The 20,391-nt window shown below is 68.8% G+C and carries 11 protein-coding genes and 1 pseudogene; 1 reads left to right on the forward strand and 11 read right to left on the reverse strand.

The window, feature by feature from the left end; genetic code table 11:
• Positions 1-56 precede the first annotated feature (56 nt).
• Together fxsT and ACF1BH_RS22905 are read right to left on the reverse strand one after the other, a co-directional pair.
• Positions 57-2,453, reverse strand: a complete 2,397-nt coding sequence (gene fxsT, locus ACF1BH_RS22900) for an FxSxx-COOH system tetratricopeptide repeat protein (RefSeq protein ID WP_391644980.1) — start codon at positions 2,451-2,453, stop codon at positions 57-59.
• Positions 2,454-2,536: 83 nt separating this feature from the next.
• Complete coding sequence (locus ACF1BH_RS22905; protein ID WP_391644982.1) at positions 2,537-3,010, reverse strand: hypothetical protein; 474 nt, start codon at positions 3,008-3,010, stop codon at positions 2,537-2,539.
• Between the two features lie 197 nt (positions 3,011-3,207).
• Between ACF1BH_RS22905 and ACF1BH_RS22910 the strand changes: the two genes are divergently transcribed.
• The gene (locus tag ACF1BH_RS22910) at positions 3,208-3,819 is read left to right on the forward strand and encodes a TetR/AcrR family transcriptional regulator (protein WP_391644984.1); all 612 of its coding nucleotides are present in this window, start codon (positions 3,208-3,210) and stop codon (positions 3,817-3,819) included.
• A gap of 227 nt (positions 3,820-4,046) precedes the next feature.
• Here the strand turns inward: ACF1BH_RS22910 and ACF1BH_RS22915 are convergent.
• From ACF1BH_RS22915 to ACF1BH_RS22955, 9 genes and pseudogenes are all read right to left on the reverse strand, one after another.
• Positions 4,047-4,400, reverse strand: a pseudogene (locus tag ACF1BH_RS22915) (transposase); the annotation flags it as partial.
• A 1,013-nt stretch (positions 4,401-5,413) separates the two neighbouring features.
• Positions 5,414-5,644: a hypothetical protein gene (locus tag ACF1BH_RS22920; RefSeq protein WP_391645355.1), complete on the reverse strand. Its 231-nt coding sequence runs from the start codon at positions 5,642-5,644 to the stop codon at positions 5,414-5,416.
• A gap of 294 nt (positions 5,645-5,938) precedes the next feature.
• Positions 5,939-7,873, reverse strand: coding sequence for a DUF2357 domain-containing protein (locus tag ACF1BH_RS22925; protein ID WP_391644986.1), 1,935 nt, complete (start codon positions 7,871-7,873; stop codon positions 5,939-5,941).
• A complete protein-coding gene (locus tag ACF1BH_RS22930; protein ID WP_391644988.1) occupies positions 7,870-10,233 on the reverse strand; it encodes a hypothetical protein in 2,364 nt (787 codons plus the stop codon). The genes ACF1BH_RS22925 and ACF1BH_RS22930 overlap by 4 nt, the downstream gene beginning before the upstream one ends.
• Positions 10,234-10,242: 9 nt before the next feature.
• Complete coding sequence (locus ACF1BH_RS22935) at positions 10,243-11,685, reverse strand: hypothetical protein (RefSeq protein ID WP_391644990.1); 1,443 nt, start codon at positions 11,683-11,685, stop codon at positions 10,243-10,245.
• Positions 11,669-15,079, reverse strand: coding sequence for a DEAD/DEAH box helicase (locus ACF1BH_RS22940; RefSeq protein WP_391644992.1), 3,411 nt, complete (start codon positions 15,077-15,079; stop codon positions 11,669-11,671). Before ACF1BH_RS22940 ends, ACF1BH_RS22935 begins: the two co-directional genes overlap by 17 nt.
• Positions 15,076-16,503 carry a lipopolysaccharide kinase InaA family protein gene (locus tag ACF1BH_RS22945; protein ID WP_391644994.1) on the reverse strand — a complete coding sequence of 476 codons (1,428 nt, stop codon included), beginning with the start codon at positions 16,501-16,503 and terminating at the stop codon, positions 15,076-15,078. The genes ACF1BH_RS22940 and ACF1BH_RS22945 overlap by 4 nt, the downstream gene beginning before the upstream one ends.
• A gap of 34 nt (positions 16,504-16,537) precedes the next feature.
• The gene (locus ACF1BH_RS22950; protein ID WP_391644996.1) at positions 16,538-17,191 is read right to left on the reverse strand and encodes a VWA domain-containing protein; all 654 of its coding nucleotides are present in this window, start codon (positions 17,189-17,191) and stop codon (positions 16,538-16,540) included.
• A 247-nt stretch (positions 17,192-17,438) separates the two neighbouring features.
• Entirely contained in the window at positions 17,439-20,315 is a 2,877-nt protein-coding gene (locus ACF1BH_RS22955; RefSeq protein ID WP_391644998.1) for a tetratricopeptide repeat protein, read from the reverse strand.
• Positions 20,316-20,391: the final 76 nt, after the last annotated feature.

The raw sequence follows: 20,391 nt of genomic DNA on the forward strand, positions 1-20,391 counted from the left end.
GGCGCGCCGGAAGCCTGCGGGTCAAAAGCCCACCGGAGGGTGCACGGCGGCCGGCGTCACCGTGGCCGGTACAGCCCGTCCGCGCAGCATCCCTCGGCCGGCGTGCCGGCAGTCTGATCGCCGCTTTCCGCTCTGCCTCGCCAATGGGCAAGCTCCTCGCGGGTGGCGAGCGTGTGCGGGTGGTCGGGGCCCGACACCCGCTCGCGGTCGTGGAGCAGTTCGGCGAACGCGGCGGCGGCTCCGGCCGCGTCCCCGGCCTCACCGCGCCATCGGGCGGCGCTGCTTTGGGTGTGGAGGGTGTCGGGGTGATCGGGGCCCAGCACGGCCAGCATGTCGTCGAGCAGCTCCGCCAACGCGCGATAGGCTCCGGTCACGTCTCCGGCCTCTCCCCGCCAGTGGGCCAGGCCGGCACGGGTGTTGAGGGTTTCGGGGTGGTCGGGGCCCAGCACCCGCAGCATGTCGTCGAGCAATGCGGCCAGCGCCGCGGCGGCTTCGGCCGCGTCTCCGGCCTTCCCCTGCCAATGGGCGTCGTTGGCGCGGGCGGTGAGGGTGTTGGGGTGGTCGGGGCCCCATACCCGTAGCGCGTCGTCGAGCCATTCGGCGGACGCGGTGCCGGCTTCGGCCACGTCCCCGGCCTCCCCTCGCCACCGGGCGACGTCCATACGGATGGCGCGGGTGTGAGGGTGGTCGGGGCCCAGGACCCGCACCGCGTCGTCGAGCAGCTCGGCCGACGCACGGCCGGCTCCGGCCACGTCCCCGGCCTCGCCCCGCCACCGGGCGACGCCGTTGCGGGTCATGAGGGTGTGGGGGTGGTCGCGGCCCAACACCCGCTCGCGGTCGTCGAGCAGTTCGGCGAACGCGGCGGCGGCTCCGGCCGCGTCCCCGGTCTTCCCCCGCCAGTGGGCGGCGCCACTGCGGGTGGCGAGCGTGTGGGGGTGGTCGGGGCCCAGGACCCGCAGCATGTCGTCCAGCAGCTCTGCGACCGCGCCGGCGGCCCCGGCCACGTTGCCGGCCTCGCCCTGCCAGTGGGCGATGTGCGCGCGGCAGGAGAGGGTATCGAGGTGGTCGGGGCCCAGGCGGCGCGTCGCCTCTGCGGCCAGGTGCTGGAAGTGCTCGTAGGCGGCGGCGACCTGGCCGGATTCCCCCACGCTCGTACCGGCCCGGTACAGCACCGGGTGGATGCGCGACCGATACAGCGCGTCTGCCGCGTGGCGGCTCAAGGTGTCGGTGTTGGCGCGCAGGGCCTGGGTGAGTTCGGTGTCGCGTTCCACCACGGGCCACGCGGCGGTCAGGGCGTCTGCGGCGGTGCGGGCGAGTGCGTCGCGTTGGGCGGGTACGAGGTCGTCGCAGGCGGCGCGTTGGATGAGCTGGTGGACACGGACGGTCGAGTGTGGGTCGTCGGGGGTGTGGTCGATCAGGCTGAGGCGGTGCAAGGCTCTGAGGGCGCCCACCGCGTCCTCGACCGTCACCGGGGCCGGGGCCTGACCGCTGCGGTGAGCGCTGAGGTATGTCAGGGCAGGCGTACTGGTCAGGACGGTGCCGGGGGTGCCGTTGGGATCGAGCACGGCGGCCAGTTGGAGCATGGGGCGGGCGAGGCCGACGGGGCGGAGCTGGTCGGCACGTTCGGTCGACAGCGACCAGGTGGCGGCCACGGGGGTGGCCTGGCCGTCGGGAAGCGCACCGGGCTCGGGAAGCAGATCGGCCAGCCTTCTGACCCGGTCACCCAGCAGGCGCCGGTAGTCGGCGCAGCTGAGGGCGGTATCGATGAGGTAGGCGGCGGCCTGGGCGAGGGCCAGGGGCAGGTACCCCAGGTCGGCTGCGAGGGCGGCTGTCTCCTCGGCGGGGTCGTGGCGGCCGTGTGCGGCGAGGGCGGTCGCGAGGTAGGTGGCGGCCTCCTGCGGCGTGAACATGCCTACGCGTACGAGGCGTCGGCCCTCCCCGCTCACCGCGGCCTCGCGGCGGCGGGTGGTCACCAGCGTGCGGCCGTGCCGGTCCGGGGGCCACAGTCCGCGCAGATCGGCCGGGTCCGCCAGATCGTCCAGGACCACCAGCCATCGGCACCGTCTCCGGCCGCCCTTGGGCTCCAGCCAGGCCAGGAAGGCTTGCGCGGCCTGCTCCGGGGTGCCGGGGTCCGCGGCCAGCAGTTCCACTCCGGCTTGCGCGTATCCGGCCATGATCGCCTGGCGGCTGCCGGCGGTCACCCACACCAGCACGTCCACCGTGCCGTTCTCCCAGGCACTGCGGGCGTAGTCGGCGGCCAGTTGGGTCTTGCCCACCCCGCCGGTCCCGCTCAGTACCTGGCTCAGCACCGCGGTGCCCCCGCCTTCGACCATGGCTCGCAGTTGGTCGGCCTCGGCCCGGTGCTGGAAGGACAGAGCGCGGGAGGGGATCACGCCGACCTGGTGCGGCCAGGCCACCGCCGTACGGGGCGCGGCGAAGTGGTGCACGTGCATGGCGGAGCCGACCGCGAGGCCGCCGTGGTCGGCGAAGACTCCGGTAGGTCGGTCAGGAGCGGGTGATGTGGCTCCGGGGCCGCTCAGCCCTGTTGCGGACCCGGCTGGGGAGGGTTTCCCAGGGACACGTTCCCCATGCTCCAGGCGGCCGCGGAACCGTGGTGGGCCTCGATGCGCACATCCCCTGCGACGGCTTGTCCGCCGTTGCCCGCCGACGCCCCGCCATGGGCGGTGTGCCGGGCCAGCAGGGCGCTCAGCTCCTCGGCGGCACGGCTTCGCTCCGTCACGTCCAGGCTCTCCAGCAGAGCCTCGATCCGGGCCTGCCACGCCGCCTCCTGACGGACGTGTACCCGCTCCGCCTCGGCGCCCTCGGCGGACTCCAGCTCGCTCGCGGCCTGGTCCAGGCGCTCCAGCTCCGTCCGTTCACGCTGCGCGTCACCCCGGCCGAACCAGCAAGCCACCGCCTGCCGCAGCCCGGTCCACATGTCCGTGCCCGCGGCCTGCACCACCGCGGTCCCGCCCGCCGCGGCCAACGCCCCCAACGCCTGATCCAGCATCCCCGTATTCCCCTCCCGGAACGTCCCGGCAGCACCGTAACGCGGCACCCGGTGCCCGATCTGCGTCATGAACAAATTCGCGCAGCTCCCGAACGGTCGACGCACAGGGAACGGCTCGTCCGCCGGAGCAATCGCCTTGAGCGGAGTGAGTGCTCACTCATTGACGGAGTGAGCGCTCACTCCGTACTCTCGTGGCCATGACGGCACCCAAGGAGAACCAGACCACCCGCCGCCGCGCCCCCGGCATGTCGCCGGAGCAGCGCCGGGCGATGATCATCCAGACCGCGATTCCGCTGATCGCCGAATACGGCGCCGCGGTCACGACCGCGAAGATCGCCCGCGCCGCGGGCATCGGCGAAGGCACGATCTTCCGGGTCTTCGCCGACAAGGACGAACTGCTGCAGGCCTGCGTGGCAGAGGCGCTCTCCCCTGAGCACGCGGTCCGCGAGCTCGACGCGATCGACGTGTCCCAGCCGCTGCCCGACCGGCTCGCGGAGGCCGCGGAGGCGCTGCAGGCGCACATGTCCAGGATGGGCGCGATCGCCGGCTCGCTGGGGCACCGCGGCGGCAAGCACCCCGGCACGGTGCGCGGTGCGGGCCGCAACGAGTCGACGGCCCGTATCCGCGCGGCCCTCGCGGATCTGCTGGAGCCCGACAGGGCCGCCCTGCGCCGCCCGCCGGAGCAGATCGCGGCCCTCTTCTTCGGGCTGCTCTTCACCCAGCCGCGTACCGAGGACGAGCCCGACCTGACCCCGCAGGAGCTGGTGGAGGTCTTCCTGCACGGGGCGGTCTCGGGAAGCGTCGAATGAGCGCGCGGAGAGGGCTCCTGCGGGTTACGGCCAAGGCTGCCCCGGGCCCCGTCCTGGTCTGACCGGTCGCGTCCTTGCCGCCGTTCATCGGCGACGGCGGCAAGGGCGGCAGCCCCCGGGCCGCCCTCCCCGCTTACGGGCACGGCCCGTCGAAGGCGCCCCCTGCAACCGTGATGCGGCGGCGGAACCGCCCCCGACACCTCGGCCAGGAGGCGTTTGTCCAAATGGGACAGCATCGGCTTCAGAGCGAGGCCGTCATGGGTGTGGGCCGCGGAGAGACCGACCCGTAGGGGCAGTCCGTTCGCGTCGGACGGGACATGCATCCTGGAACCGGGCTTACCCCGGTCCACAGGGCTCGGACCTGCAAGTTCGCCCCCTTTTTTCGCACGGACGTGAGCCGACTCCAAGGCCGCCCGGGACAAGTCCACCAGGTCCTGATCGTCCAGGAGTTGGAGCACCTTCTGGTGCAGCCGACCCCGGACCCCGGCTCTGGACCAGATCAGGAACCGACGATGGACGGTCGACTTCGACGCGCCGAAGCAAGGCGGCAGCGCCCGCCAGACACAGCCGCTGACCAACACGATCCGCCCTCACCGCCCACTCCCCATACGCAGCCCAACCGCCAACTGACCATGTCGGACACGGTCTAAGTCGCTGATGACCGGCGCGTCGGGCTCAGTCAGATCGTGTGGACGCCGCCGCGTATGGCACGACGTGGGCGCGAGCGCGGAAGGATGCCCTGACTCGCGCCGAACTCACCTCCGGCTTGGCCGAGCGGCCCTACGACCTGCGGCACGCTGGGATCTCGTTCTGGCTGTACTCCGGTGTGGACCGGCTGAATGTGCTCGCCGCGCGGGCCAGAGCATCGAAGTCCTCTTCCGCCACTACGCCAAGTTCCCGGACGCGGTGGGGGAGCAGGCCAACCGTCTCATCGAGCAGTTGATGGCGGAGTGGGACCGGCGCCAGCCGGGGCGCGGCGCCTGAGGGGTGAGTGGGGTTTTGGTCCGTGACTGGTCCGGAACAACTGGGCAGGACCGGGCCAGCGGTGGGAGGAACTGGGGGTTACGACGTAAATCGGGCCTTGCTCTGAGCGGGTCGAGAGAGAGGCGCCTGACGGGCAAAAGCCCAGGTCAGGCGCCTCATTTCGTAGGTCTAGAAGAACCCGAGCTTCTTCGGCGAGTACGACACCAGAAGATTCTTCGTCTGCTTGTCGTACAGGCGTCATTCGCCTCTGACCTGCGGTGACAGGCGGAAGCAGCTGGTGTGCAGTCGAGTTGGTCCGCTCCTGGTCCGGATCTTCGAAACGGCTGTGCTGTGTGCAGGCGGCCCGTTGGTGTGGACTGGCAGTGTTGTGAGCCGCCGCCGTCGGTTTCCGCGTGTGCGTGCAAAAAGTGCCTTCCTGCCGGTACGAAATGAAGCCCAGATCAAGCTTCATCGCCCCAGTTCAGAAGGCACCTTCGCTTTCCGCTGCCGCAGTCGCAGAGCCATGCCCCGGGATCTCGCCACACCTGGCTGGATCGCAAAGCCAGGTCAGCAGAGGTGGCCGAGTTTCGAGCACCCACAGGCTGTCGGGGTGTCGCCGCCTGCACCGTCGCTACGAGCACAAGGCCGACCACTTCCTGGCATTCGGCGGCATCGCCGCGGCTCTGATCTGCTGCCGCCGGCAGGTGCGGGCGTGACGCCGCTTGGTCAGGTCGCGGTGCCAGCGCAGCACGGTGTCGCTCCGGACCAGTAGCCGGAGTCGACGCAGGGCCTGGCGTGGCAGGGGGATCAGCAGAGCGGCGAGGAACGCCCGGTCCGCGGGAGTGAACTTGATGGGGTCCATGCCGAGTTTTCGTTCCAGGACGGTAGCCGTGATCATTCCCGCTTGCTGCAGCCGGACTGAACTACGCCGACGCAATATTCGGTACCCACGTAGTCGGTCCAGACGCCGGCGAAGGTCGCTTGCCGTATCCCAGTGCATGGTATAAGTGCAGATCTGGACCGAAACGCGGGGCTGCCGCTGCCGCGTAGTTATCCTCGATTCCACCGAACTCGATTACGGGCAGGCTCAGATCAAGCATAAATTAAGTGCTTGGAACGCTAGTGGCGGTCGCCTGCAACCTGATTTGTATCCATTCTAGTCCGGTGCATGAACTGAACATCCGCGTGGGCAGGAATTTGCTCGAGTTATCTGACCGCAGGTGCTGCATGCGGGGCAGATAAATTGACCCTTGCCTTCCGGCGCCCAGCACGGAATTGCCAACATGGCACCACCGAAGCGGCGATCGATGTCCGGCTCGGCAGCGCCGATGGCGGAAGTGCCATCAGGGTCCATCAACGGGAAGGTCTGGTTGCAGGCCCGACAGCGGCGGAGTTCCCAACGGGTACGGCATGAAGAGCAGGAAGCTCTGAACAATCCGCCTTCGCGAGGTTCAAACTCCGTTTGGTGTTGAGAGCCTCTCTTGCCGCACACGGGGCACACCGTGAAAAGGGTGGTCTTTGCAGCTGCATCTCTCAACGTTTCGAGAGTGGTGCGCATCCGTTGGGCTTCATATTCGTCTGCTTTAACGTTGGTTTTCCGCCTTAGGGTTGTTTTGAGTTGCGTGGGTAGTTGTTCCAGCTCGTCCGGGCTTGGGGTACGCAAGACCGCGACACCGTCGGGACGGGGCTCGAGCCAGCCACAGTTCGTCAAAGCGGAGCGGTGGCTTGCGGGTATTCCTGCGGTGCGTGGGTAGCGGCGAACGTCGGTGCCCAAGGTGGCCCATTGGATAGCTCGGACCAGGCGGCTGACGCTGAAAATATCCAGAGGGGACAGAGGAGCAACGCTCACCTGCTGTCCAGTGGCACCGCCGTCGAAGTGTCCGATTCTATAAGTAGCCTGGACGACATCGGGTTTTGCGTTCTGTCGTTCCTGAAGCAGCCCCGGATAGACGATGAGGTCGTTGTCGAAGTCGCTGGTCAGCCGGTTTCGGCGGACGTTTGTGATTGACGTGGTGATTGACGCTGCGTCGGGAGCCGAGCACAGGTCGGCTGCGAACGGAATTACACGTAGCACGTGACGCTCACACCAAATAACGGAGAAGTCGCCTGACCGGGTCCAGGTGATCGTCAACGGCTCCCCGCGCAGGCGAAAGTGGGTGGTCTGGCCGGGAGCTGGCGCCGACTGATTCTCATCCGGAATGGCCTGGGCCAACTTGCAGGCTAGGGCGAGCAGAAGGGCTGTGAACCGTTCGAAAGCGATGTGCGCTTCTCGGCGTCTGCGGTCGGTCTCCACATCTCCGGCGCCCACGGTGGCGATGGCGGTGCAGGCTTGCCAGAGCAGAGCAACTCTTCGGTAATGCGGGTCTCTGCTGAGTAGATTCGTGGCGTGCAGTTCGCGGGGCGGGGCGGCGCGGCGGTCGACCGCGCGCGCCAACGGCGAGCCGAGCATGATCTCCACCACCGCGAGGGACGATTCCAGTGTCCGCAATCGCGCGACCGCGGCGGCTCGTTGCCGCCCGGAATCCTCGATGTTTCTCAGCAGACCGGCCAGATCCCGCCGAGCCCGCCAGGATGTCTCCTGCGAGGGCATGAGTAGACCGTGCACATCGTTCACCATTCTGCTCAGGTCCCTGAGCTTGGCGATCCGCTGCTGCAGGTGCGAGCGCATCGCGGTGAGGACAGCCCCGGCGACCCGGTTCTCGTAGATGTCGGTGTCCTCCTCGCTGCGCCGGGCGAGCAGCCGGCTGGGGCGCACGCCGGCGAGCGAGTGCGCGGCCCAGTCCTCGGGACGGGAGGCCAGGCGTGCGACGGCGCCGGCCGCGATCGAGCGGACGCGGGACGTCGGCACTACCTCCTCCACCGTCCGTAGACGCGTGTACGGGCGGTTACAGACCGCGCGTAACGCACCGGACTCGCGCTCAAAGACGTCCTCGATCGGCAGGGGCCCGGTTTCCTCGGTGACATCGAGGACGATTGGCGGCATGGCCAGCCAGCCGTCGAGAGTGGTGGCTTCCATGAGAAGGGACGACAGCGCCAGCAGATGACGGACGAGAAGGGAGTCGAGTTCGGGCTCGACCGCTTCCCGCTTCACTGCCGACCACGCGTGCGGAGCTCGTCGTCCAGCAGCCGCCGCGTCGCCTCCGGTTCGTGAGCGCTGTCGAGCCGCGTCAGGCTCTCGACGAGGTCGTCGCGCAGTGTGTCGAGGGTGTCGGCATGGATGTCGTACCGTCCCTGGACCGAGCGCAGGATGCGGGTGGCGAGGAGGTGGTCGAGCGCTTCTCCCGGGCTGCCCCCGGCGGCGACCACGACGGGTGCGAACTGTTTGATCTGCGTCTCGAGCCGGTTGCCCCACCCGATGCGCAGTTCGTCCGCCATACGGCTGCGCCAGTGGGTGTCGAGGAATTCGATGATGCCGTCGGCCTGCGCGCCGTAGACGGCCTGCGCCTTGTCGAAGAGCTGACTGAGGCCCTGCAGACCGAGCGGTTCCGAGAACGCGGGCGCGGTCTCCGGCAGCTCCGGGTGTCGCCAGGGCAACTCCAGGACGAAGGAACGGTCGTAGGTCTTGTCGGCGAAGCCGACGGTCGTCTCGTCGTGATTGGCGGTTCCGATGAACCAGACGTTGTCCGGGACAGCTATGTGTGTTCCGTCGATGATCAGTTTTGCAGGGTTCCTGACCGGCGCAGTGGTCAGCGCCAGCCTGGGCTGGTCCTTGATGGCCAGGGCCGACAGCACTCCGCTGAAGTACTGCTCGGGGTGGGAGAGGTTCATCTCGTCGAGGACGATGAAGAAGGGCCGGTCCCTGAAGGCAGGGCACTGCGCGCGATACAGGGCCTTGGTGAACTCGGATTCGTAGAAGAGCCGGTCGAAGCTGTTGTAGTAGCCCATCAGATCCTGCGGGTCGCGCCAGCCGGCCTGGACGGGCACCACGGCGGCACTGCTGTCACTGCCGAAGGCGATGGCGAGCGCGCGGGCCAGACCGGTCTTGCCGATACCGCTGATGCCCTGGAAGAGATGGAGCCGGCTCATCGCCATGCCCCCCAGGACCAGACGCAGATCGGACAGGCGATAGGAGAGACCGGCCTTTTGGCGGATGACGGCCTGCATGTGGCTTACGAGTTCGGGCATGTCCGGCGTACGCGCGTCGAAGGGCTGGGGCGTGCCGTACTCCTGGTCCATCGCCGAGCACGCCGGGAACGCGTGACCCTCTTTACCGGCCTGGGCCGTGGTGCGGAGCTTGGCTGCTTCCTCGTTCAATAGCTGCTGCAGTTGACCGTTGGCGGCACGCAGCCAGTTGTTGGCCTCCACGTAGTTCTGGCGCTCACTGACCGCGATGCGGTCGCGTTGGAGCGCGGACTCCAGTTCCCCACGCTCCTGGACCAACTCCTCATTGTCAGCGGCCAGTTGCGTGACCTGCTGCCGCAGTTGCCCCAGCAGCTGGGCGTCGGCCCTGGGCGCGGAGGCGTTCTCCTCCAGCAGGCGGGCGTTCTCGGCCCGAAGTTCGGATAGGCGCTCGACGACCTGCTCGAGGGTCATACCCCCCAGAGACGCCAGTGCGCCGTCGTACTCGTTGAGACGCGCGCTGAGGCGTTCGTTTCCCTCGGTGACGGCGGCCAGCCTGTTCCGGTTCTCCTCCCTTTCCTGAAGCAGCTGGCCCGTGCGGCTCGTCACGTCGCGCTCGAACCGTTCCGCGCGGGTGGCCTGCTGCTCCTGGAGCGCGGCTTTGAGGTGGTCGATGTCCTCGCGTTCGTCCTCCAACCGGAGCCGCGCGGATCGCAGGTCCCGTTCGCGCCGGGCGAGTTCACTCTCCCGCTGATCCAAAGCCGTCTGCGTGTCGGCCAGGCGACGCTGCTCCTCGTTCCACCGTGTCTGCCGGTCCTCGCGCTCGGTGTCCAGGGCGGCAACCGCAGTCCGGCGCTGCTCCGTCAGCCAGGTCTCCAGCTCTCGGCCTGCCTCCAGGCGGCGTTGAGTGACCCGTGCTTCAGCCGCTTGCTCGCGGTCGGACAGCTCGCGTTCCTTGCGGTCGAGGAGTTCCGTGCGGGCGTCCAGCGCGGCCTCGCTCTCCCGCAGGGCAGCGGCTTCCTCGGCTCTTCGGGCGACCGTCGCAGTGAGGCCCTCCTGCTCGGCGTGGAGCGCTTCTGCCCGTGCCGTCAGTTTGCTCACCGCGTCGGCCTGGCGCTCGGCGATCGCGCGGTACAGCTGCCAGGAAGTGACGAGGTCAGAGGTCGCGCCGTCGGATCCGGCCTCCCCCGCGGCAGCCACCTGGGCCTCATCCGCGACCTGCCGGATCTCCGCCAGCAGCGCGGCGGTGTCGTCAGTACGCTCCGGTTCGGGGGCAGCCGCCGGAGGCGATTGACGGGCACGCGCGGTCGCGGTGCGCTGAGGAGCGGGTGGCTGCCCTGGCCACACCTTCCCCTTGCCCTTCTGACGCGGTCGCGTCTGCCTCTTCCCCATGACGTCGGTTCACCTCTTGCCGGTTGTGATTCTGCCGCTGCTCAGACCGAGCAAGTGGCGGGCTGCGTCGTACACGAGCGTGCGGATGTGCTCCAGCTCATCGGGGGCCGGTGCGCCGGTCGGTCCGTGCGTCGCGTTGTTGCGCAGGATGCGTGATCGGTCGAGATCTTCCAGAAGGGTGGGGCACTCGCGGAGGAACGCGGCGAACGGATGCTGTGCGTCCTCCCCGGCCGCCCACACGGCTCTGATGATGTCTCCGGCCAGTCCTCCGGCCGGCCGGGTGCAGTACTTGCGCATCTCCGGCGGCACGGATGCGGCGCCCAGACGCTGCGCGGTCAGTACGAACGCCCGTTCGCGCACTCCCGGCTCCCTGGACGGTGGAATCTGGGCGGGGAACCGCTCGTTGAGGTCGGGAAGGATGCACTCGAAGACGCGGATGGCGTTGCGTGCCGCGTTCTCCCGTTCCCGAGCGGTGTCCTTGAGGAGCGCCAGTTCGATGTCCGCCAGGTGGGTCAGCACCGCCGGGTGGTCGCGGACCTCCTCGCCGAGCATCCGCACCACATCGGCGCGGGCGTCCTCGGCGAGCTCCCGGTCGACCTTGCGCGCCGCGGTGGTCCGCTCGCGGCGGCTCTTTCCGAGTATGTCGTCGATCAGCTGGCCCAGTTGCTCGTCCGCCTGTGCACGGGCGGCCAGAAGATCCGCGAAGAAACGCCCGTCGCCGACCGCGAACGGGTCCTCGACGGTCCACATACGCCCGGACCCGTCGTTGCCCTCGACGACGTAGCACACGACGTGGGCCGGGTTCGCCGTTCCGTGGAACCCGACCCGGCGAGTCGCCCCCAGAGAGTCCACCGGCTCGCGGGAAGTACCGCGCAGGCCCCGTGCCGCCAGATCGTGATTCTTGCAGGCGTCGAGGACGTCACGCTCCGACGGGCGCAACCAGGAGCCGCCTGCCCGCAGCGTCAGCGCGCTGACCTCCCGGGAAGCGCCGGCAGTACCGAACTGAATGGTGACCCAGCGACCGCGGTGCGCCCTCAGATCGGCACGGACAGGATCTGCGACCAAAATGCGAGGCAGGAGTCCTCCGGTGGCGGGGTCCTGGAAGACACGGGCGAGTCGCGGCTCCGTCTCCGCGACTTCCCCCTCGGCCACGGTGCGTTGCCCCGCCTCGGTCGGTTTCAGCCCGGGCCCCATCAGCTGCCCCTCCACCAGCCGGGCGATCACCGTGCGGCACAGGGCGGTGTCCAGTCCGATCAACCGGGACAGATCGCCGACATCTCGTACTCCGGCGGCACACAGGCGAAGCACCACGTTCTGAAAGACGTCCAGGGTCCGGGAGTAGCCGGTCGGAGCCGTCACTTGATGCACCCATACGGGCAGCAGGACAGGCCGGTACCGCCGGCGAGGCGGCAGGGCCAGCTGGAAAACAGGGGTCTCACGGTCGAACGACACGGCCGCTCGTCTCCTTCCGGCACAGCTCCAGGAACGCGGCGAGGGGCTTGACCGCGTCCGGGCCGGCTGGTCCGAACATGTCGTCATCCCCCACCACGACCAGCAGTCGTTGCTGGCGACTCATCGCGACGCACAGTCGGTTGGTGACGGTCAGGTGCCCGTAGGCGCGCTTGGTGTCGGTCCGCGCGTCGGGGACACAGCTGCGCACGGTGGACAGATAGGTGACCGAGAACTCCATGCCCTGGAAGGCGTCGACGGTGCCGACCCGCAGCCGGTCGAGCGGCGTGCCGTCCTCATCGCGGCTGAGCCGGGGTACGGGACGCCATCCGCCCGCCTCCGTGAACTCGGCGAGCCCGACCTTCTTCAGTTCCTTCCACACCTCGGTGACCTGGGCGGCGTAGAACGAGATGACACCGAAGGTCGTGCTCGGATGCCGCTCGATCAACGCGGCTATCTCCGCGGCGATGACGGCGGCTTCGGCGGGCCGGGCCCGACTCGTACCCCGCCTGCTCTCGCCACCAGCGGACTGTGGTACGGAAAGCCACACAGCGGGAACCTCGCCGTACCGGTCGATCTCGTGGATGAAATCGTCCGCCTCGCGGCCGTTGCGTAGTTTGCCCTCGTAGAAGTTGTCGCTGACGAAGGTGCCGAGTACGGGATGCATACGGAACTGGGTATCGAGGCGGACGAACCGGGTGTGTCCGTCGGGCGAACCGTGCTCCCAGCGCCGGCCCAGTCGTTGGAACAGGCTCTCCTGCAGCCGGTCACGGACGTCGTCACCGAGCGAAGCCAGCTCGCGCTCCACGTCCGGCTCCAGCATGTGGGGAAGCTGGGCGTGGTCGCCGACCAGCACGATGCGGCGCCGGGCCTGGGCGAGGGGGATGAGGAGGTCCAGCGGGTTGGCCCGAGCCGCTTCGTCGACGACGACCGACTCGAACACCCCGTCCTGACGGCCGCCGCTCTCCACCATGGCCTTGGACACGGCCTGCTGACAGGTCGAGGCCAGCGACACCGTATAGGCGCGCAGGGTGTCGTCGACGCCTTCCGGATCGCTGCGCAGGTCGTCCCGGTAATCGAGCAGCGCCGCGGCGATGGCGTCGGGGGACCGGGTCACCGCTTCGGCGAGTCGGGCCGCGAGCCGGTCGAGGAGATCGACGATCGCGGGATCGGCCACGGTGACTTCCGGCAGCCGGATGCGCGCGGTGAGACGGTCGATCAGGGTGTCGCGCAGCGTGGTGAGCGCGTCGAGCAGTGCCGTCTGCGGTGCGGTGGCGTCGACCGCCGCACGCAGCGGCTCCCGGTACGAGATGCCGTCGAACAGTGGGCTGTCGGCGATTTCGAGCCGTACCAGGAGCGCTCGGGCCGTGCGCGGACCGTCGTCGTCGAAGCCGGTGGCGGTGCAACGCAACGACCGAATGTAGGGCAGCAGGTCCGCGCGCACATCGCGGTCGGCCACGGCGGCGGCTCGCACGCGCTGTTGCTCGGCTCGGTCCCGGTGACCGCGTAGTTCAGCGACCAACATCGGTTCGGCGACGTGTTCGAGCTGGGTGATCACCTGGTCGAGGAAGTGTGGCAGGAACTCGGGCGGGACCGGCGCCGCCCGGTAGGTGGCCGCCAGCTCGGCGGCGGCCCGCCGAGCGGCCAGATGGGGCCCTGCCGGGCGTTCACGCAGCCGCAGGTCGGCAGCGCGGGCCGCTTCGATGCGCCAGGTGTCCAGCGCCACTTTGCTTCCCCGGCCGCGCGAGTCCACCTTGAGCGGCGGAAGCCCGAAGACCCAGCCGCGAGTGACGAGATGGTCCACAGCCGCGTGCTGGAAGCTTGTCAGCAGGGTGCTCCCGGCGATGGCTCCCCCCTGGGCGAGATCGCCCAACTGGTTGACCAGAGCGGCGATCACCTGGGTCTTGCCGGTGCCCGGCGGTCCCTGGATGATCGCGACGTCCGGCGTGTTGAGGGCGGCGAGCACCGCCTCCCGCTGGGCCGGTGTCGGCCCGTGCGGCGCAAAGCAGTTGAGGGCGGACGGCAGCAGCTTGGTGATCCGCCGTGGGGCCGGCTGCGGCCAGACACCCCCCTCCAGCAGCGTCGGCAGCGCGGGAATGTGTGTTCCGTGCGTGCGCAGCTGTTGCATGGCCTTTTCGCGCCGGTCTAGTCGACGCTGGTCACCGCGGTGAGCCAGGTAGAGCCACCCCTGAGGGGGCGGGTCCTGCTGGTTGTTGAGGGTCGCCGTGAGCCTCAGGACCTCGGTGACACTGTCGTATCCCAGCGGTTCACCGACCCACGCCCGCACCTTCTGCGCACGGGACGCCACAAGCCATTCCCGGTCGCTCATCGCGGTGTCCGTCACGGAGGCCGGAACCTCTGGGGCGGCCTCGATCTCGACGCGTTCGACCGCGGCCGTGTTCTCCAGCGCGGCTCGGGTACGGGGCAGGGCACGGCGAAGGTCCACTGTGAACGCGCAGCGGCCGTCAGACTCGACCTTGACGTCGGTGTAGCGGATGGTCCCGAAGTCACGCAGGCGCCTCCTGATGTGGCGCGCCTCCAGCTCTTGGTACCTGTCCCACATGGCCAGGTAACCATCCTGGCTGGCCACCAGGTCGAGGCCCTGCTGGATCCGCTCGCGATCCCGCTGTCTGGCGGTCATGTCACGGAAGTCGATGGATCCGACGGCCAACGCCTTCTGGACGGTGGAGTGCTGATCGTGGACCGCTCTGAGCAGCCGGACGATGCGGTAGCCGCCGCTGTGTTTCTCGACGTCGGCCATGAGCCCCGGTCCATGCACACGGAAGCCGGCTTCGAAGCTGCCGGTCGGACCGGCCGAGACCACCATGCGCCGGGCGTCCGCCGGAGCCCCGGGGCGGGGCTCCAGGAGAAGTTCACGAGCCAGGAATGCCATGACGGAACCGATGTTGCCGGTGTCCGCGGGGCCCGTGTACTTGGCGGCGTCCTCCAGGACCGCGTCATCGACATCGAGGAGCAGCCCGTTGCTGAGCGGTACCGCCAGCCCTACGGCAGGGGCGTAGATGTGCACCCGTAAGGTGAACGGACTGTCGGCCGCCGCCGGGGGCAGGGCCCCATGACGACGTCGAGGCGCGGGAACCGGGGCAGGCGGCTGCGGCCTTACGGGATGCGCGGTGACGGTGACACTCGTGGTCTCGGCTGCCTGGACCTGGTCGAGTTTCCGTGCGTCCTCCGGAGTTGCGGGTGTGATCCCGAACGTGGCGGAGTCGGTGACCAGGTCCAGTTGTCCTGTGGGCCGTCGGTAGAGGCGGACCTCGCTGCCGTCGGGCAGTGACCGATCGGCCGACCCCTGCGGTACCCGATGCCAGAGGAAGGAGACGAGTACGGGTTCCCCTGGCATGCGGGCGGGCATGACCGGCTGCTTGGGTCGCACGCTCACTTGCTCGCCTCCAGAGCCACCAGACGTACCCAGCGGTGGATCACGCCCTGCCTGCCGAAGTGAAGCGTCCAGGGCCGTCCGTCGACGGGTACGGTCGCCTGGCCTCCCTGGCCTATCTCCCGCCAGGGCCGACCGTCCGTGTGGTCCAGCCAGAGGCTGTCGCGGGAAAGGTTGGTCACCGTCACGCCCTGGCCTTGAGAGCGCAACTGCGCGACCACCGTGTCCGGCCGGTCCGGAGCGGGGGAGGTGTGACGGGCGGTCAGTGTCGTCTCGGCGTCGGGGCGCAGCACGGTGAAGTCGGGCAGAGGGACCTCCGACAGCTCCACCAGGGGTATGTCGTCACCGGACCCTGACCCCGACGTGCCCTCCCCATCGACACCTACCGGGCCGGTCAGGCCGTGGCGCAGCAGCCAGACCCGGCCCCGGGGCCTACCACAGGCGAGGCAGGAGGAAGCGATGGCCCGAAAGCTCCACCGGCATTCCGGGCATTCGACCGTCTGTCCCGCCGCGGAATGCAGGGCGGCGGCCCACCGGGCGGCCGACGGCCGGGCCAGGGGATCGGTCACGGCGTCCACGAAGCACCGGGTGGCCAGGTCCCAGAGCTGACCGGACAACACCTCTTCGCGGGGAGCGATGCCCCAACTGCACTCGTTGCTGCGGTCGGTGGGATGGTCGATCCAGGGGAGACGGAAGCAGTCCGCGTACTCCTGTTGGTAGGCGGGATCGGCATCCAGGACTTCGTCGCCACGGAACGGGTGGCTCGCGGTGAGCGTCTCGAAGACCAGGACGGCGAGTGCGTGCGCGTCGGCCAGCGTCGTGGCGCCACTGCGCCCCGACACGATCTCCGGCGCCCCGTACCCCGGGGTGTGCACCGGCGCGGACTCGACCGCCGAGACCAGACCGAGGTTGTCCACATCGATGAGGCGGATCTCCTGCTGCTCGGGTGCGGCGGAGACCAGAACGTTCGAGGGGGACAGGTCCTGGTACACGATGGCCCGTGAATGGAGCCGGGCGACGGCGTCCGCGAGTTTGGCGAGCAACCGCAGTCGGCGCTCCAGGCCCCCGGTACGCAGGTACCACGCCGCAAGATCATCCTCGTCCGGAACGCACAGGCGGTCCAACGGGACCATCTCGTCCGCCAGTTCCATCACATAACCGAGCTTCGGCGGGGCGAGCAGCGCGAGGACCCCGGCCAAGGGGACGCCGTCCAGCGGCAGACGCTGAATGCGCCGTAACCGCGTATGGACGGCATCCGCCGCTTCCTGGGTCGGCGCGGTGATCATCTTGATGGCGGTACGTCCGCCTCGGGCCAGCCACACCTCGCCCTGACCGCCGGCTCCGATCGAGTGGGACAGCGGCCACAACTGGTGGTACTCGTCCTCGACGGGCCGCAGCAGACCGCCAAGATCCCAGCGCGATGCCACGGGTGTTTTCCTCTCGCCGCGTTCTCCGGCCGGATCAGGCGCCGAAGTCGGACAGGTCGTCGGGGCTGAGTACCGGCGCACGGTCCGGGCGAGTGCTTCGGGCCTGCTGGGTGACGGTGACCGTGACCCAGCGGAAGTACTGCTGGATGCGCCCGACGTCCTGTGCCTCGAAGACGCCGTTGGTGTCGTCGCTGACGAACCGCCGCAGCACGGCCTTGGCCTGCTCGGTCATGTCGGGACCGATGGCGACGGCCAGGCGGTTGGCCTGGGAACCCTTCGGGGAGGCGAGCAGCCGGTCGAGAGCCTCCTCCCACTCGTCGTTGGGCATCCCGTCGGACACGAGAACGATGGTGGGAGAGAAGGAGCGGGCCGGCACGGCGGACTCGTCGCGCAGCACCGTGTCGGCCATGCTGAGGGCCGCGCCCAGCGGGGTGCCTCCCCGCGCTTCCAGGTCGGTCCAGACGGCCTCGGCCGCGGGCACCATGTTCTGATGCAGTTCGGCTCCGCCCTGGCTGAAAGAGATCACGCCGACGTGGATGGCGCCTCGCCCCACATCGGCCTTCGCGAAATCGTCGAGCATGTGGCGTATGCACTCATTGAGTACATCGATCTTCTCGCGAGGCTCCCCCATGCTTCCGCTGACGTCTGCCAGTACGAGAACCGGTAACGGACGAGCTTTCGCGGCCATGAAACGCGGCGCTGTAGCCACGATGTCCCCCCACCCCTTTTGCCATAACAACAGCTGTGAGTCTCACGCCCAGTTGCGGCGAGTTTGTTCCTGGCGCTGAAGCAGACAAGATACCACGAAAGGTGCCTGTGACGGATCTGCTGTGCGGTCGGGTGCATCTGAACTAGCCTGCCTGGTGGGGTGGTTGGGAAGGATCGTGCATTGCCCAGGTCTCATCCTGAGGTGTGCGGCATTCGAGAGGCCCGGCTCAGAGATCCCTAAACCAGGGCGGCGTCGGTGAACCGTCCGGTTCCAGGCCGTGCGGCCACCTTGCGAAGGCTCTGAGCGACTTGGCTTCCCCCGTGTTTGCGGCTGCTCGGAAGAGGGCCTCAGCTCGCTCGTGGTTACCCGCTTCCTCGCATAGTTCCCCAAGAAGGACCAGAGCGTCTGGGTCTCTGGCGCTGGCCGCTTCGTGGGCGAGAATTTCGGCGCTTTCGCGGTCCCCAGCCTGTGCTCGCATCTGGGCCAGGCTGGCCAAGAGCATGGTGTACCCGGCGGCGGACACTTTACGAGCGAAGGTATCCGCGCCCTCATGGTTCCCAGATCGCTCCCGCTGCAGCCCCAGGCGAGGCAGCGCGAAGACGTTTCCGGCGCCAGCCGCTCTGAAGGCGAGCGTTTCGGCTTCTTCGAAATCGCCCGTGTCCTCCCGTATCTGGGCCAGCATGGCCAGGGCGAACGGGTCGTTGGCATCGGCGGCTTCGCATGCGAGGAGTTCGGCTCCCTTGTGGTCCCCCTCCGCATGCCGGATCTCCGCAAGGAGGTGCAGAGCCCAAGCATGCCCGGCGCCAGCTGCTCTGAAGGCGAGGGTTTCGGCTCCCTCGCGGTCTCCTGCCTCTTCCCGCAGCTCCAACAGGAGGTCTAGGACTTCCGTGCTACCTGCGTTGGCTGTTCTGAGGGCGAGGGTTTGGGCTTCTTCGTGGTCGCCTGCGTTCTCTCGCCGCTCCACAATCCGAGACGCAGCCGTTGAGTCGCCGTGAGCGGCTGCTTCGCGGGCGAGGGCTTCGGCTACCTCACGGTCCCCGACCGCTTCCCGCAGCTCGGCTAGGAGGCTCAATGCCATGGAGTCGCCAGCAGCGGCTGCTTTGTGGGCGAGGGTTTCGGCTCCCGCGTGGTCTCCAACCTCCATCCGCAGGTACGACAAGCGGAGTAGGGCGTGGGTTCTTCCGGCGTCGGCGGCTTCGCGAAGGAAGGCTTCAGCGGCTTCGAGGTCCCCGGCCCTTTCCCGAAGGGAAGCCAGGTGAATCAGGGCGTCGGCGTTGCCTGCATCGGCCACTTCGCGGAGGAGGGTCTCGGCTCTGCCGGGGCTTTCACCCCTCTCCCACAGATCCAGCAAGAATGTCAGGGAGTCGAAATCCCCGGCTGCGGAGGCTTCGAGGAGGAGGGCTTCAGCGCCTTTGCGATCCCCGGCCTTTGCCCGCGCCTTCGCCAAAGAGGTCAGGAAGTACGGGCTTCCATCTGTGGCGGCTTCGCGGGCGAGGGCCTCGGCGATCTCCCCATCCCCGCTCTTCTCCCACACCTCCGCCATGCGGATCAGGAGGGGGCCGCGGTTGGAGGTGTCGGTTGCGAGGGCTCTCTGGCGGAGATGGTGGGCCCATTGCCGACGCCACCGTTGCTGCGCTGCGAGGGAGAGGTTGGTGAGGTCTTCGGCGTGGGTGAGGTGGGTATGGGCTGCGTGCCAGAACGATGCCGGGGGACACAGGTACCAGCGTTCCGCGCGGCCGTGTTGTTCCAGGTAGTCCGCCAGCCGGAACACTGTGCCCCTACCCGCCGACGCCGTCACCTCGGCGGGTACCGACCCGCCCGGAGGGCGCCGTGCAGGTCGAGTGGCAGTTCGGGTGAGGGGTGCTTGTTTGCCGTGGACGGGTTCGGCGAGGGCGGCGAAGGCAGCTTCGGCCCAGTCGGGGCTGCGGTAGTTGTAGTCATGGTCGGTGAAGTAGTCCTCGGCGGCGTCGATGAGGAAGGCTTGAGGGAGGTGGAGGCCGACGCCGAGCCGACGGGCGTCCATAGCCGCTTCCAACAGGGCTCGTGCCGAGGGCGTGCCTTGCTGATACCGCCGCAGGAGCTCTGGGCCACCGGCGAGATCCTGAGCGAGTCGACCGTGCCCTTCTACGCGGCTGAGCGCGTCCCTCAGCAGCTCGTCACCAGCGGCAGCGAGGTCCCGTGCGGTGTCGAGGGCCGCCTCGTCGAATGCTTCCGGGACGATCACGGTCCGCCCGCTCAGCAATTCCCGGAGCCGGCTATGGGAGTCCGGCGCACCGGGCGGCGGCGAGGCCGTGTACTTCTCGACGTACTCCGGCCATAGTGTCCCAAACACTGCCACCGGCGCCCGCTCCGGGTCAGTCAGCAACGAGTGCAGGGCAGCGGCGACACGCTCGCCGGTGTTGGGGTCGCCGAGGTAGTGCTGAGCTTCGTTCAGCCACACCACCGTCCGAGGCCCGACCTTCTCCAGATTCGCGAGCGCGGCGTCCGCGCGGGTCGGTTCGAAGGGATGCCACAGCCGCCACCCCGTCCCGGCCAGCGCTTGTACCGCCTCCCAACACGCCCGTGTCTTCCCCGTCGACGATGACCCGACCAACACCACCATCCCACTACGCCCGGCCACTGCGGCGCGCACCACCTCGCCGAGCACCTCGTCGTGCCTGCGCCGCGCATACCCCGACAAGGCACGCGTCGCCCGCACTCCGGCCCCGGGCTCGGTGCTGGCGGGATGCACTTCAAGGTCGTGGGGATCCCACTCCTCGACCGGCCTTCCCGGCCCGCCACGCACGATCGGATCCTCACCGCCTTCGCCGGCAGCACGGCGCCGCAGCGCCAGCAGCAAGTCCCGCTTCTCGTTCGGGAGCTTGAGAGCACGTGCCAGCGCTGCCACGGTGACCGCCGACGGCACCGGCCCGCCCACCTGGTATGCCTCGGAGACCGTGGTACGCCCCAAACTCGCTCGGATCGCGAGCTGAGCTTTCGCCAGACGGGCATTGGCCAGTTCATCGGCCAGCAGCTCCCGCAGTTTTTTGAGCGCCTCCTCCCGGTCTTCGGTGTCCTCGCCCGCCATGCTCCCGCCCCCTCCGTGTTCGTCGGTGTTCATCATTGTCCGGCCGAACCCCAGCGACCATCACTTTCGGGATCTTGGGGCCGCGACAGCACCCGCTGCTCGTGACCGAAGG

Origin of the sequence: Streptomyces sp. NPDC014733 (assembly GCF_043083385.1) — a bacterium.
Taxonomy (GTDB): Bacteria; Actinomycetota; Actinomycetes; order Streptomycetales; family Streptomycetaceae; genus Streptomyces.

Excerpts from the sequence above, each read along its gene's own strand:
- fxsT (WP_391644980.1), bottom strand. The coding sequence starts at position 2,453 with ATGCACGTGCACCACTTCGCCGCGCCCCGTACGGCGGTGGCCTGGCCG.
- ACF1BH_RS22905 (WP_391644982.1), bottom strand. The coding sequence starts at position 3,010 with ATGCTGGATCAGGCGTTGGGGGCGTTGGCCGCGGCGGGCGGGACCGCG.
- ACF1BH_RS22910 (WP_391644984.1), top strand. The coding sequence starts at position 3,208 with ATGACGGCACCCAAGGAGAACCAGACCACCCGCCGCCGCGCCCCCGGC.
- ACF1BH_RS22920 (WP_391645355.1), bottom strand. The coding sequence starts at position 5,644 with ATGGACCCCATCAAGTTCACTCCCGCGGACCGGGCGTTCCTCGCCGCT.
- ACF1BH_RS22930 (WP_391644988.1), bottom strand. The coding sequence starts at position 10,233 with ATGGGGAAGAGGCAGACGCGACCGCGTCAGAAGGGCAAGGGGAAGGTG.
- ACF1BH_RS22950 (WP_391644996.1), bottom strand. The coding sequence starts at position 17,191 with ATGGCCGCGAAAGCTCGTCCGTTACCGGTTCTCGTACTGGCAGACGTC.
- ACF1BH_RS22955 (WP_391644998.1), bottom strand. The coding sequence starts at position 20,315 with ATGATGAACACCGACGAACACGGAGGGGGCGGGAGCATGGCGGGCGAG.